This window comes from Paraburkholderia sp. RL17-368-BIF-A, assembly GCF_046054045.1.
GTDB lineage: Bacteria > Pseudomonadota > Gammaproteobacteria > Burkholderiales > Burkholderiaceae > Paraburkholderia > Paraburkholderia graminis.
In genome coordinates, this window is record NZ_JARESN010000013.1 from 1 (window position 1) to 14,007 (window position 14,007).

The following is a 14,007-nucleotide window of genomic DNA, read 5'->3' on the forward strand; positions in this document are numbered from 1 at the left end:
CCGACGCCGAAGCCGACGCCGAAGCCGACGCCGAAGCCGACGCCGAAGCCGAAGCCGAAGCCGACGCCGAAGCCGAAGCCGATTCCGCCACCGCCCAGGAGCCCGCGAAACAACCCAAACCTCGCGCCGCAGCGGGCATCGAATCCGAAGTGCTCGAGGCGTTCATCGCGCAGCATTATCTCGGCAACCGGGTGCCGCCCGTCCTCGTGGTCAGCCACGCGCCGGCCACGCGCGAACTCGTCGACGTATTGATCGAGCAGGCCGGGCATAAGGTCACCGTGCTGCGTCAACCGCAAGGCCAACGACGCGCGTGGCTCGCGATGGCCGAGCAGAACGCGCGGCTCGCGCTCGCGCGGCTCTTGTCGGAGCAGGGCTCGCAGCAGGCCCGCACGCGCGCGCTCATCGACACGCTCGGCATGGAGTGCGACGACCTCGCGCATGTGCGCATCGAGTGCTTCGACATCAGCCATACGATGGGCGAGGCGACGCAGGCGTCGTGCGTCGTGTATCACCATCACAAGATGCAGTCGTCGGAATATCGCCGCTACAACATCACCGGCATCACGCCCGGCGACGACTACGCGGCGATGCGCCAGGTTCTCACGCGCCGCTACGAGAAGATGGTCGAGCAGGCCGCCGCGAATGCCGTCGACGAAGCCACCGACTTGCAAAGCGACGCGGCCGACAATCCGCCGTTGACGCAGCAGGCCGGCGAACCGGTCGCGTCGGGCGGAATCTTGCCGAGCATCGTGTTGATCGACGGCGGCAAGGGCCAGGTCGAAATCGCGCGCCAGGTGTTCGCGGAGTTGGGGCTGGACACCGGCATGCTGGTCGGCGTCGCGAAGGGCGAGGGGCGCAAGGTCGGCCTCGAAACCCTGATTTTCGCCGACGGCCGCGCGCCGCTCGAACTCGGCAAGGAAAGCGCGGCACTGATGCTGGTCGCGCAGATCCGCGACGAAGCGCACCGCTTCGCCATCACCGGAATGCGCGCGAAGCGCGGCAAGACGCGCCAGACGTCGCGGCTCGAAGAACTCGAGGGCGTGGGCGCGAAACGGCGTCAGCGGCTGCTGGCGCGCTTTGGAGGATTGCGCGGCGTGGTCGCGGCGAGCGTCGAGGACCTGGCGAGCGTCGAGGGCATTTCGCAGGCGCTCGCCGAGCAGATCTATCGGCAATTGCACTGATTGGCTGTGCGCGCTGGATGGCGTCGTTCGACTGGAAAGTGGCTGCGAAGCGGCTACGAAGCGGCTACGTCTTGCGAAACGCGCGCGGACGCCGCCCGCGAGCCTGGCGCCGATTCCCGGCGCCGACGCCTCGCTTCCGGGCCGCTTTGCTTGTGGCAGGCACGGTGACACGGCACAATTGCAACTCTCCCGTCAGACGCTGCGCCTGCCCATGCCGTTCAATTTCCCGATTTTCCTGACCTGGCTGCGGATCGTTCTCATTCCGCTCGTCGTCGGCGTGTTTTATTTGCCCGACATGATGATGAGCCCCGCGCACCGCAATCTCGCGGCGGCGACCATCTTCGTGCTGGCCGCGCTGACCGACTGGTTCGACGGCTACCTCGCGCGCAAGTGGAATCAGACGTCGGCGTTCGGCGCGTTTCTCGATCCGGTCGCCGACAAGCTGATGGTGACCGCCGCGTTGCTCGTGCTCGTGCAGCTCGCGCGAATCGACTCGGCGATTGCGCTCGTGATCGTCGGGCGGGAGATCGCCATTTCGGCGCTGCGCGAATGGATGGCGCAGATCGGCGCGTCGAAGAGCGTCGCCGTGAATTCGCTCGGCAAGTTCAAGACCGCTTGCCAGATGGTCGCGATTCCGATGCTGCTGTTCAACGGCGTGTTGCCGTTCGGCGGCGGCGTGGCGATCGACACGCGCACGTGGGGCCTGTGGCTCATCTATCTCGCGGCCTTCCTGACCATCTGGTCGATGCTCTATTACATGAAGCTCGCGTGGCCGCAAATTCGCGAGCGGGGCGGGGCCGTCTGAGTGCGTTCGCTCGCTTGCGTGGCGGTTGCATGTCGGTCGCATGCCGGCGACAGACGGAGAGACGCGGCCACGTCGTGAGTGAAATCTGTTCAGTTAAAGAGATTCGCTAAAGGGGTTGACACGTTTCGGTCGTTTCTCCATAATCTCGTTTCTCCGATGCGCGCGGTTTCAAACATCGGGTGCAGTAGAGCGTAGTACGCAGCAGTAAGCAGTCAATACGCGGGAGTAGCTCAGTTGGTAGAGCGCAACCTTGCCAAGGTTGAGGTCGCGAGTTCGAGCCTCGTCTCCCGCTCCAGATTTTTGAAGCAGCGCGTTGTAGGTTTGGCGAATTAAGTTTTGCGAAGTAAGAGTGCAAGGCGTTGCGAAGCAGTGCAATGCGGGAGTAGCTCAGTTGGTAGAGCGCAACCTTGCCAAGGTTGAGGTCGCGAGTTCGAGCCTCGTCTCCCGCTCCATACATCAGGGGAAGCAACGCTTCCCTTTTTGTTTGGTGGACTTGAAGTTTGTCCACGAGACAAATCAGCGAATCTGCAGCTAGATTCCGATCCGCTTGCGGCGCGATAGCAAAGCGGTTATGCAGCGGCCTGCAAAGCCGTTTAGGCCGGTTCGACTCCGGCTCGCGCCTCCAGTAGTTGAAGTGCAGAAAAGCCCCGCCATGTCGGGGCTTTTCTTTTTTGCGCGTTCACAATCTCTTTGCCTTGCGTGTTGATTGCGATGCGCATCGCCGGCTACGCGACACGCGCGCGATCTGGCGCACAATGCAGGTTTCGTCCTCGTCATCAACGCGCATGTATCTACACATCCCCGGCACTAACGTGCGCCTGCTTGGCTCCATGCATCTCTTTCCCGCGTCGAGCCGCAGAACGCCGCCCTGGATCGAAGAAGCCTATGACTGGGCCGAAACGCTGGTCTTTGAATCCGATCCGCCGACGATCCTGCCGTTCCTCAAAGCCGATACACAAGCCGGCGCACAAGTTCTGCAATCGCTCGTTTCCGTCGACACCTGGACTCGTCTGCAAGCCGCCTGGCCCACGGAAGGTCCGTTGGCGCCGCTCGCGGAGCTTCGTCCGTGGGCCACGCTGATCGTTGCGCCGACACTTTTCCAGCAGCTTGTCGACGGCGTCGAGCCGCGCATGCTGCGGTGGGCGAATGCGCATGGCAAACCGTATCGGTATCTGGAGACGGCGAGCGAGGTCGCCGACGCGCTCGAGTCCATTCCGCTCGACACCGTCGCCGCCGCGCTCTCGCTGCTGATGTCCGATACCGGCGAGCCGCAGCGCACGCTCGAGCGCATGCATGCTGCATGGCTCGAAGGAGATCTGCCGGCGGTGGCTCGGATCGCCGATGAATCGCCGATCTTCACGTTGCCCGCAATCCGTCACGCGATTCTCGATGCGCGCAATCGCCTGTGGGCGCAGCGCGTGCGCGACCTGTTGCCGCAAGCGCAACGAACGCTGGTGGTGGTCGGCGCGCTGCATCTATGCGGGCCGGGCAACCTTGTCGAATGCCTCGGGCGGGGCCGCACAACCTATACTCGACGACGAGTAACGACGACGAGTCACGACGACGCTTCCGGGAACTTGTCCAGATGCGCAAAATCGCACGATTGACACAGCCCGGATTGCCCGCATTGCCACTGCCTTGCGCAAGATGGTCCCAGGGGACACGCCATGCATACACCACCGATTCCCAGCAACGAAAGCACGCGGCTCGACACGCTACGCGCACTGCATATTCTCGACACGCCGCCCGAAGAGCGCTTCGACCGCCTCACCCGGCTCGCGAAGCGTCTGTTCGGCGTGCCGATCGCGCTCGTCAGTCTCGTGGACGCGAACCGGCAATGGTTCAAGTCGTGTATCGGTTTGACAGCGAGCGAGACTTCGCGCGACGTCTCTTTCTGCGCGCATGCGATCCTCGACGATGACATCCTCGCCGTGCCCGACACGCTCGCCGACGAGCGCTTCCACGACAATCCGCTCGTGACCGAGGCGCCGAATATTCGCTTCTATGCCGGCTGTCCGCTGACCGTGCCGAACGGCAGCAGGCTCGGCACGCTATGCCTGATCGACGTGAAGCCGCGCGAGCTCGACGACGAAGAGCGCGAACTGCTGCGCGATCTCGCACGCATGGCCGAGCAGGAACTCGCGGCCGTGCAACTCGCCACGCTGGACGACCTGACATTGCTATCGAACCGGCGTGGTTTTTCCGCGCTCGCGCAGCATGCGCTGAATGTCTGCAAGCGGCTCGATAGGCCCGCGTCGCTGCTGTTCTTCGATCTCAACGATTTCAAGCAGATCAACGACACGTTCGGTCACGCGGAAGGCGATCGCGCGCTGAAGACTTTTGCCGACGTGCTGCGCGGCACGCTCCGCGAGAGCGACGTGATCGGGCGGCTGGGCGGCGACGAGTTCGTCGTCCTGCTCAGCGACACGGACGCCGCCGCCACCCAGGAAGTGACCGAGCGGCTCACGCTTTCACTCGACGAGCGCAATGCGCAGGCGCAACGCGGTTACAGCATTCGCTTCAGCGTGGGCCAGATCGAGTACGACGCGGCGCGGCACGGTTCCATCGCCGAATTGCTGTCCGCTGCCGATGCCGCGATGTACAGCCACAAACAGGCGTCGAAGGCGCGGGCCGCGCGCGAGGCGTGAGTATCTTCGATGGGTTGCGCTTCGTTGCCATTGGTTGCACACCGCCGCGCGCGGCATAATTGCGCGGTCGCCGCTCTAATGCGGTCATCACGCCGCACCATCAAACGGCGCACCTTTTTCTTTTAGCAAAGCTCTCATGACTGAACCGCAGCACACTGCCGCCGCCCGCGTCGCGGCACTCGACTGGCGCTGGAAAGCGTTCGACGAACTGACGAGCGCGGAGGTCTACGCGATGCTCGCCGCGCGTAGCGCTGTCTTCGTGATCGAGCAGAACTGCCTGTATGGCGATATCGACGGACTCGATCTCGACGCGTGGCACCTGCTCGCGTTCGGTACGGCTGCGGTTGCGTCCGCGCAAGCGCTCACGGGTGCCGCGCGTCCGCCGCTCGCCGGCTATCTGCGTGTGCTTCTGCCCGATGCCGACGACGCCGATATTCGCATCGGCCGTGTGCTGACGACCGCGGCATTTCGCGGCATCGGTCTTGGCAACGCGATGCTGGATCGTGCGATCGCGCATATTCGCAAGCAGTGGCCCGGCACGCCGATTCGCCTGCATGCGCAGGCCCATCTGCAAGGTTTCTATGGCGCGTTTGGTTTCGAGCCGGTGTCAGAAATTCACGAGGAAGACGGCATTCCGCACGTGTGGATGCGCTCGGCGTGATGGAGACTCGGCTGCGATGAGCGCACGCCTGAGCGGCGTGGGATAAGTAAGACCGCGCAAGCCGCGAGCAAGGCGCAAGCCGTGCGTTAGCCGCGCATCAGCAGCAAAGCCGACCACGGCAGCGCATTATAGCCCCGCCTCAACGCTGCCCCGCGTCGCTCGTCGAAGCCGCCTTCGCGGTGAGTGTGCCGCTCGTCGGCCTGCTCGCATTGGCCACCACCACCGCACGCCGTTCACCGCGCACGCGTCCGCGAGCCGACAGATGCATCCAGTGGCGCAACGCCACCAGCGCGCCGATCACGCTCATCATCGAGCCGGGGATCCACAGCAGCAGGCCGCCGATCTGTTGATCGCGCATCGGACTAAGCCAGGTGAACGCGCGGCCGCAGATCGAATAGATCGGATACAGCTCGCGCGGCGTGAAGAAGATGAACGCGCCGAGGACGATCTGCGGCGGAATCGCGGCAATCACCACCAGCACGCGCTTGCCGGGCGACAAACGCGCGGGCGGCGCGGGACGCGGATCGAGCACGAGCCACCAGAACAGCAGGCCGTCGATCACCATGCTCCAGTTCATCACGCGATAAAGCCGCCAGTCGAGCATCGCGACAAAATGGATCGGCGACATCAGCCAGAAGTAGATCAGTCCGACGAACAACGTCACCGCGACGACCGGATGCATCACGACGTCGATCAGCTTGCGCACGAACGGCATGGCGAGCGCGGGCCGCACGAAACGCTGGCGCCAGCCGAACGGAATGCCGGCGCGCAATGCCGCGCCCGGATACGACAGCGCGATAAAGAACGGTCCGAGATGATGCAGCACCAGATGCTGCGCGCGATGCATGAAAAACTCATGCTCGAAGAAATAGTCGAGCCGCGTGTGCAACGCGACGTACAACGCCACGAGCCCGAACCAGAAGGAAATGTGCCGCGCCACCGACACCTTCGCCTTGCGCGCGCCGCGCACGAACAGGACGGCGGGCAGCAGCAGAGCGACGACGACCGTCGGCGAAAATTCCCAGGGATCGAGCCAGTACAGCAGGTCCATTGCCGCGAATCGCTCCGCTTACTTCGTTTGCGCGGGCGACTTGACCGCGAAGGGCGTATCGAGCGTCGCGCCGTCGGAGAACTTCAGCTTCAGGTGCACGGTGTCGCCCGGCGCGATCTTGTGCTTCGCGTCTTCGAGCATCACGTGATAGCCGCCGGGCGCGATCGCGACCTGTCCGTGCGCGGGCACCGTGAGCTTGTCGACCATCACCATCTTCTGCGACGAACCGTTCGAGACCGTTTGATGCAGCATCGCGTCGCCGTAATCGCTGCTCGAAATATCGACGAGATCGAGCGGCTTGTCGCCCGCATTGACGAGCGTCACGTAGCCGGCCGCCGGCAGATTGTTCGGCAGCCAGCGCACCCATGCGTCTTTGGCGGTGATCGCTTGCGCGCCGGCGGCGTGGGCGGCGCTCGCGAAGGCGAGCGAAAGGGCGAGGGCGCCGGCAACAGCGGACAGCGTTCTGGTTTTACGGATGACGTGCGTGACGTGGTTGATCTTTGTCATGGCTGAAGGTCAGGAGCGTTGATCGACGATGCGTCGCAAGTCTTGGGCGATCGCATCGGGCGTGTCGTTATCGGTCGCGAGCAGGCGCGCGCGGCCTTCTGCGTCGAATACATAGACGGCGGAACTGTGCGTGACTTCATAGCTGCCGTTCGGGTCGCGCTTTTCCATCTGATAAGCAACGCGGTAGCGCTTCGCGAGCGACTCGATCTGGCGGTCGGTGCCGGTCAGCCCTTCGGCATGCTTCGAGTCGAATGCGCCGACATAGTCGTGCAGGGCTTGCGGTGTGTCGCGCGCCGGATCGACGGTGACGAACAGGATGCGCACCTTCTGCGCGTCGGGGCCGAGTTTGTCGAGCACCTGCATCAGCCGTCCCATCGTTTCGGGGCAGACGTCCGGGCAATGCGTGTAGCCGAAATAGACGAGCGATGTGCGGCCTTTGAACGACGCGCCGGTGACGGGCCGACCGTCGTCGCCCGTCAGCGAAAAATCGAGGTCCGGCAAATGGCCGCTCACGTTCGTCAAATGCCACGGCTCCGCGCGATTGGTGCAACCGGCAAGCGCGATCATGGCGACGAGCGCGCACGCTCCGAGCGTCGACATCGATCCACGCGCGCGGCCGCCGCGACGCGATGACGCGTGAGCAGGTTGCAGCCGTCGCAGTGAGATGATCGGGAACAAAGCAGGTATCAATGACTCGATTGTAGAGCGGCGCATTGCCGCCGCGCGCCCCGCGCTAGCTCGCACTCCGCCGTGCGCAGGTCGAGGCGGACGGTTCGCGATCATGGACAAAAATCGTCGTAACGCCAAAGTCTCGTGTGGCTGCGACTGTATCGCAAAATGACGGAAGGCGTCGCTCGCAGCCCACGGGCGCACGGCTTGCGAGGCAATTTGACGCACATGGCTGAAAGCGCGCTGAAGCCGGATCGTTTCCGTTTTGAATGCAATTCCACCGGGCGCGGGAAGGTCGCGCCGTCGCACCTGGCTTTCACGCTTGCCGCGCGGCCTGGTTTCTCGAAAAATTGATGGATGCGCGGTAAGATGCGCACACTTTTCCGGCTGCACAAGGCCGAAAGGCAAATTAACCCGATGCAAGCACTTCCGGCTTCCCTGTCTCCGAGCGAGACCGCGTTTTTCTTCGATTTCGACGGCACGCTCGTCGAACTCGCGCCCACGCCGGATGGCGTGCAGGTGCAACCTCGCGTCATTGAACTGCTTGGCGAACTGCGACGTTTGACGAACGGCGCGGTCGCCGTGGTGTCGGGGCGTGGTATCGACAGCATCGACGCTTTTCTCGGCATGCCCGATCTGCCGATTGCCGGTTTGCACGGCGCCGAGCGGCGCGACGCGAACGGCGACACGCAGCGCATCGGCTTTCACGACGAGCGGCTCTTGCGCATGGAGCAGGTGCTCGCCGAAGTCGTCAACGCGAACCCCGGCATGCTGCTCGAGATCAAGGGCGCGGCGCTCGCGCTGCACTATCGCAACGCGCCCGATCGCGAGACCGCTGCGCGCGAGGCGACGGAGCGGCTGGTCGCGGATTACCCGAACTCGTATGTGCTGCAGCCGGGCAAGATGGTCTACGAAATCAAGCCGAAGGATGTGGACAAAGGCCGCGCGCTGCGTGCGTTCCTCGACGAGCCGCCGTTTGTCGGACGCAAGCCGCTTTTTGCCGGCGACGATCTCACCGACGAGAAAGGCTTCGCGGTCGTCAACGAACGCAACGGACTGTCGATCAAGGTCGGCGCGGGCGACACGACGGCGCAAGCGCGCGTGGAGTCGGTGACCGCGCTGCTCGACTGGCTCGCGACAGTGGTCGCGGCCGCGCGTGGCGCATGACGCTCGCATCGCGCGCGCTGCAACGCATACAACGCGCACGACATAGCGCGACAACAACGTATTACATCGGGGACAGCGCTTCATGAGCCGACTCATTATCGTTTCGAACCGGGTCGCGCCGATCTCGGAGGGCGGCCCGGCGGCGGGCGGTCTCGCGGTCGGCGTGTACGACGCGCTGAAGGAAACGGGCGGCATGTGGTTCGGCTGGAGCGGCGAGGTGCTGAGCTCCGGCCAGCCCCAGATCAAGCTCGAAGAGCGCGGTCCGGTGACCTTCGCGACCATCGCGCTGATGCGCCGCGATTACGACCAGTACTACCGCGGCTTCTCGAACGCCACGCTGTGGCCGGCTTTCCACTATCGGGCCGATCTGGTGCAATACGACCGGCACGATTTCGGCGGCTACTGCCGCGTGAATGCATGGCTCGCCCAACAACTCGTGCCGCTCTTGCGCGACGACGACGTGATCTGGGTCCACGACTATCACCTGATCCCGTTTGCGGAGGCGCTGCGCGCGGCGGGCGTGAAGAACCGCATCGGCTTTTTCCTGCACATTCCGTTTCCCGCTTCGCAAGTGCTGCTCGCCGTGCCGCCGCATCGCGAACTCGTGCAAGCGCTGTGTTCGTTCGATCTGCTCGGTTTCCAGACGGCGCCGGATTTGCGCGCGTTCTGCGATTACATCGTCAACGAGGCGAACGGCACGGTCGACGCGTCGTCCGACGGCCAGCTCTCGATTCATGCGTTTGGCCGCACGCTGCGCGCCGCCGCTTACCCGATCGGCGTCTATCCGGACGAGATCGCCGAACTCGCGAAAGCGGGCGAGCGCGGCAAGCCGGTGCGCACGATGAAAGCGACGCTGCATTCGCGCAAGCTCATCATGAGCGTCGATCGCCTCGATTATTCGAAGGGACTCGTCGAGAGGTTCCGCGCCTTCGAGCGTCTGCTGGAACACGCGGCGGCGCAGCGCAACAAGGTGTCGTTCCTGCAGATCGCGCCGCCCACGCGCGCCGACATGCACGCGTATCAGGACATCCGTCTGCAACTGGAAGGGGAGTCGGGCCGCATCAACGGACGTTTCGCCGAACTCGACTGGACGCCGATTCTCTACATCCACAAACAATATGAGCGCTCGGTGCTTGCCGCGCTGTTTCGCACCGCGCACGTCGGCTACGTGACGCCTCTGCGCGACGGCATGAACCTCGTCGCGAAGGAATACGTATCGGCGCAGGACCCGGAGAATCCGGGCGTGCTCGTGCTGTCGCGCTTTGCCGGCGCCGCGCAGGAACTGGACGGCGCGCTGATCGTGAATCCTGTCGATATCGACGGCATGGCGGACGCGCTCGCGACGGCGCTCGAGATGCCGCTCGCGGAGCGCCAGGCGCGTCATCGCGACATGATGGCGCAACTGCGCGAGAACAATGTCTCGGTGTGGCGCGACAACTTCATGCGCGATTTGCAGAGCGCCAATGGTGCAGCACGCACCGCAAGCGCACGGCCGCGCGCCCGAGTGGGGAAAAAAACCGCGCGCGAGATTGTGGCGAGCTAGCGGCGGGACGCGACGCGCAGCACTCGCAATGACGATGCGGTAGCGAGCTCGTAAAGCCCGGCCCACAAAGCAGAAAAGCCGCTTTTTAGCGGCTTTTCTGTTGGTGAGTGACTGCGCTTAATGCGATGTGGCGCAATGCGGCGCGCGCCTCAGATCACATGCTGTTCATCGACCTTCTTGCCGCCCACATGCAGCGTCGTGCCCTTGCCGTATTGCTTCGAAAGCAGATCGCGATAGAGGCCGGGGCGCTGGCGCAGCTCTTCGGGACTGCCGTCGTCGATGACCTTGCCCGCGCTCATCACGATGATGCGGTCGAAGTTATGCAGCGTCGACAGGCGGTGCGCGATCGCGATCACCGTGCGGCCGACCATCAGCCGGTCGAGCGCCTTCTGGATCGCTTCTTCGGAGGCGCTATCCAGCGCCGAGGTGGCTTCGTCGAGCAGCAGGATCGGCGCGTTCTTCAGGATCGCGCGTGCGATCGCGATGCGCTGACGCTGTCCGCCCGACAGCTTCACGCCGCGGTCGCCGACGATCGTGTCGAACCCTTCCGGCATCGCCTCGATGAAGTCCGTGCAGCGCGCCTCGCGCGCCGCCGCCAGCACTTCGTCGCGGCTCGCTTCGGGGCGGCCATACGCAATGTTCTCGTACACCGTGCGATGGAACAGCGAAATATCCTGCGGCACGAGCGCGATGGTGTGGCGCAGGCTGTCTTGCGTGATCGTGGCGATGTCCTGCCCGTCGATCTTGATCGCGCCGCCTTGCGTCTCGTAGAAACGCTGGAGCAGGGCGAGCACCGTCGATTTGCCCGCGCCCGACTTGCCGATCAGCCCGACGCGCTGACCCGGTTCGATATGCAGATCGAAATGATCGAGGATCGGCCGGCGGCGCGGATACGCGAACGTCACGCTTTCGAAGTCGACGCGCCCGCCTTGCGGCACGAGTTCGGTGGCGCCGTCGCGATCGGGCATGCCGTGCGGCTCGAGCAGCGTGCGCACGGCTTCGGCGAGTCGCGCGACGTGCTGCGTGACGTCCACCAGTGCGACCGCGAGATCGCGCGTGCCGTGCAGAATCGTGAACCCGAGCGAGCTGACGAGCACGATGTCGCCCGAAGTCGCCTTGCCTTGATCCCACAACAGCAGCGCCCAGCCGAGCAGACCCGCCGACAGCAGCGCGGTGATCACCGCGTGCAGCAGGCGCAGCTTCTCGAGATACAGCAGGCTCTGCTGACGCGCGTCCATCTCGGCCTTGACCGTCGCGCCGAAACGCTGCTGCTCGCGAAACGTCATGCCGAACGCGCGCACGAGGCCCATGTTGCTGATGACGTCGACGAGCTCGCCGTCCACCGAGGCCGCTCTGGTCGCGAAATGGTGATGGCGCACCGAGCCGCGGCCGGCGAGCTTGTACAGCACCACCGACAGGATCGCCGAGCACAGCATCAGGCCGCCCGCCATCAGCGGGTTCACCGCGATGATCATGAAGATCGCGCCGAGCACGGCGATGCACGGCGGCAGAACGTTCCACGCCGTGGTGTTTTCGGCGGTGTAGACGGCGTTCGAGGTCGCGGTGATCCGGCTTGCCAGCATGCCGGGCTGCTTCTCGGCGTAGTAGGTCGGCGAATGTCCGCTCAGATACTGGAAGAGGTCGCGCCGCAAGTCGCCGGTCACGGCGACGAACGTATGCGCCGCGACCCAGCCGCCGACCCGCCACAGCAGGTTATCCGCCGCGATCAGTCCGACGAGGATCGCGAACGCACCCCACAGCGGCCCCGGATGATGCCGGCCGGTGCCGAGCACGTCGATAAGATGTTTGATCGCGTACTGCGAAGCGAGCGCACAGCCCACGGCCGCTACCACGCTGCACAGCACGATCGTATGAGCGAGCGGATGGCGGCGGATAAAACGGAAAAGGAACGCAAGCGGCCTGTGCGCATAGCTCGCGAGCTTTGCGTTTTCGGCGTTGCGCTGGGCGATGGTCAAATGTTCCAATTGATCGAGAGGTCGGTGTGGTTCGGAGGTGTGCATGCAAGCCATGGGCCACGCGAAAAAGCATCGCGGCGAAGCCAATGCTTCGCATTGTAAACATGCAAAGACGATTGCGCCCTGTGTATCCGGGCTTTTGGCGCGATTGATGTCGCGATGGACGTCCGCGATCTACCTCTTGCTCGACTGACTGCGGCGGCAGTGGTTCACGCGGATCGCGGAATATTTCGGGATATAATTACAAATTGCATTCAGCCCGGCGCTGAATTCTCTTCAACGGGTGCCGGTACGCTTGTGCAAGAACTTACAAAGCACGACCGTCGAGCCGGGGCAAGCATGCACGACGGCACAGCAGCAAGCCAGTCGTTACTGTAGAACTGCCTTGCAAAACAAGGGTTTGCAAAGTGTATCGCTGCTGTAACAAAGTAAAGTCTTTGAAATGTTGTGGTGCAGCGAGAATCCCGGCATTGATAATGCATGCGCTGTAGGCCCTGCCGAAATTTCTGACAGTTTGTCAACGTCGGGCACGTCTGTGCGTTTACCGCACAGGCATGGACGGCGACCGTCGTCCGGGCTATTTAAACTGAAGCGATCCTTCGCAGGCTATCTCGAGAGAATAGGCCCGCGCCGGCGTATCCGGCCCGACTGCCCTGGCGAGCAAGCGAGTCGCTTTTACCAAACGCAGTACTTTTGCCGGTTTTTTACGAGGAGTTCTTCATATGCGAATCGCTCAAATCGCTCCGTTGCACGAGGCGGTTCCTCCCAAGCTGTACGGTGGTACGGAACGTGTGGTGTCTTATCTGACCGAAGCGCTGGTCGAGCAGGGCCACGACGTCACGCTCTTTGCGAGCGGCGATTCGCAAACCTCGGCAAAGCTCGAAGCCTTCTGGCCGCAAGCACTGCGCCTCGACCCGACCATCCGCGACGTGATGGCGCCGCACATGCTGCTGCTCGAAGAAGTACGCCGCCGCGCGGAAGAATTCGATGTGCTGCATTTCCACATCGACTACTACCCGTTCTCGCTGTTCGCGCGCCAGCCGGTGCCGTTCGTGACCACGCTGCACGGCCGTCTCGATCTGCCGGAACTTCAGCCGATCTTCAACACGTTCAATGACGTGCCGGTCGTCTCGATCTCGGACAACCAGCGCATTCCGCTGCCGCAGGCAAACTGGCTGCAAACCGTCTATCACGGTCTGCCGGAAAACGTGCTCACGCCGATCAAGAACGTCGAGCCCGGCTACCTCGCATTCCTCGGCCGCGTCTCGCCGGAGAAGGGTCTTGACCGTGCGATCCGTATCGCCGGCCAGGCAGGCATGAAGCTCAAGGTCGCGGCCAAGATCGACAAGGCCGATCGTGCCTATTACGAAGAAGTGATCAAGCCGCTGATGGCGCTCCCGCACGTCGAATACATCGGCGAAATCGGCGAAGCCGAAAAGCGTGAGTTCCTCGGCAACGCGCATGCACTGGTGTTCCCGATCGACTGGCCGGAGCCCTTCGGTCTCGTGATGATCGAAGCAATGGCTTGCGGCACGCCGGTGATCGCGTTTAACCGCGGTTCGGTGCCGGAAGTGATCGACAACGGCGTGTCGGGCTTCGTCGTCGAAGACGAAATCAGCGCGGTCGCGGCGGTCAAGCGTCTGCACACGCTGTCGCGCGAAACGGTGCGCAAGTCGTTCGAAGCGCGTTTCTCGTCGAAGGTGATGGCGCAGAACTACGTCGCGACGTACGAAGAACTGCTGCGTCGCAAGCACCGCACGGTGCTGCGCGAAGTTAACGCAAACTAAACGGCAACCAGA

At 63.6% G+C, this 14,007-nt stretch carries 12 protein-coding genes and 3 tRNA genes; 11 read left to right on the forward strand and 4 right to left on the reverse strand.

The annotated features are described in order from the left end of the window. From P0D87_RS21640 to P0D87_RS21675, 8 genes are all read left to right on the forward strand, one after another. Window positions 1–1,181, forward strand: a 1,181-nt coding sequence (locus P0D87_RS21640; RefSeq protein ID WP_408637031.1) for an excinuclease ABC subunit UvrC, incomplete at its 5' end; no start/stop codon positions are given. A gap of 211 nt (window positions 1,182–1,392) precedes the next feature. Beyond that, window positions 1,393–1,986 carry a CDP-diacylglycerol--glycerol-3-phosphate 3-phosphatidyltransferase gene (gene pgsA / locus P0D87_RS21645; RefSeq protein WP_029967771.1) on the forward strand — a complete coding sequence of 198 codons (594 nt, stop codon included), beginning with the start codon at window positions 1,393–1,395 and terminating at the stop codon, window positions 1,984–1,986. Between the two features lie 219 nt (window positions 1,987–2,205). Next, window positions 2,206–2,281: transfer RNA gene (locus P0D87_RS21650), tRNA-Gly, on the forward strand. Window positions 2,282–2,362: 81 nt separating this feature from the next. Beyond that, window positions 2,363–2,438: transfer RNA gene (locus tag P0D87_RS21655), tRNA-Gly, on the forward strand. A gap of 99 nt (window positions 2,439–2,537) precedes the next feature. Then, window positions 2,538–2,611 (forward strand) — tRNA-Cys (locus P0D87_RS21660). Window positions 2,612–2,771: 160 nt separating this feature from the next. Next, a complete protein-coding gene (locus P0D87_RS21665; RefSeq protein ID WP_321175744.1) occupies window positions 2,772–3,593 on the forward strand; it encodes a TraB/GumN family protein in 822 nt (273 codons plus the stop codon). A 60-nt stretch (window positions 3,594–3,653) separates the two neighbouring features. Further along, window positions 3,654–4,634 (forward strand): sensor domain-containing diguanylate cyclase, encoded by a 981-nt coding sequence (locus P0D87_RS21670; protein ID WP_053858548.1) that lies wholly within the window; start codon window positions 3,654–3,656, stop codon window positions 4,632–4,634. Between the two features lie 136 nt (window positions 4,635–4,770). After that, window positions 4,771–5,295: a GNAT family N-acetyltransferase gene (locus P0D87_RS21675; RefSeq protein ID WP_053858547.1), complete on the forward strand. Its 525-nt coding sequence runs from the start codon at window positions 4,771–4,773 to the stop codon at window positions 5,293–5,295. Window positions 5,296–5,434: 139 nt separating this feature from the next. Here P0D87_RS21675 and P0D87_RS21680 read toward each other — a convergent pair whose 3' ends face one another. The 3 genes from P0D87_RS21680 to P0D87_RS21690 are packed head-to-tail and all read right to left on the reverse strand — an operon-like array spanning window position 5,435 to window position 7,453. Then, window positions 5,435–6,346: a cytochrome c oxidase assembly protein gene (locus P0D87_RS21680; protein ID WP_053858546.1), complete on the reverse strand. Its 912-nt coding sequence runs from the start codon at window positions 6,344–6,346 to the stop codon at window positions 5,435–5,437. 18 nt (window positions 6,347–6,364) lie between these two features. Continuing rightward, window positions 6,365–6,853: a copper chaperone PCu(A)C gene (locus P0D87_RS21685; protein WP_051153917.1), complete on the reverse strand. Its 489-nt coding sequence runs from the start codon at window positions 6,851–6,853 to the stop codon at window positions 6,365–6,367. Between the two features lie 9 nt (window positions 6,854–6,862). After that, window positions 6,863–7,453 carry an SCO family protein gene (locus P0D87_RS21690; RefSeq protein WP_053858545.1) on the reverse strand — a complete coding sequence of 197 codons (591 nt, stop codon included), beginning with the start codon at window positions 7,451–7,453 and terminating at the stop codon, window positions 6,863–6,865. 486 nt (window positions 7,454–7,939) lie between these two features. Here P0D87_RS21690 and otsB point away from each other — a divergent pair, with 486 nt between their 5' ends. Then, the gene (gene otsB / locus P0D87_RS21695) at window positions 7,940–8,689 is read left to right on the forward strand and encodes a trehalose-phosphatase (protein WP_029967758.1); all 750 of its coding nucleotides are present in this window, start codon (window positions 7,940–7,942) and stop codon (window positions 8,687–8,689) included. 82 nt (window positions 8,690–8,771) lie between these two features. Next, the gene (gene otsA / locus P0D87_RS21700; protein WP_171799873.1) at window positions 8,772–10,232 is read left to right on the forward strand and encodes an alpha,alpha-trehalose-phosphate synthase (UDP-forming); all 1,461 of its coding nucleotides are present in this window, start codon (window positions 8,772–8,774) and stop codon (window positions 10,230–10,232) included. 149 nt (window positions 10,233–10,381) lie between these two features. On the opposite strand, the gene P0D87_RS21705 is transcribed toward otsA, so the two are convergent. Beyond that, window positions 10,382–12,217, reverse strand: a complete 1,836-nt coding sequence (locus tag P0D87_RS21705; protein WP_035569805.1) for an ABC transporter ATP-binding protein — start codon at window positions 12,215–12,217, stop codon at window positions 10,382–10,384. A gap of 713 nt (window positions 12,218–12,930) precedes the next feature. On the opposite strand from P0D87_RS21705, the gene P0D87_RS21710 reads away from it, so the two are divergent. Continuing rightward, on the forward strand, window positions 12,931–13,995 hold the full coding sequence (locus P0D87_RS21710; protein ID WP_006051968.1) for a glycosyltransferase family 4 protein: 1,065 nt from the start codon (window positions 12,931–12,933) through the stop codon (window positions 13,993–13,995). Window positions 13,996–14,007 lie beyond the last annotated feature (12 nt).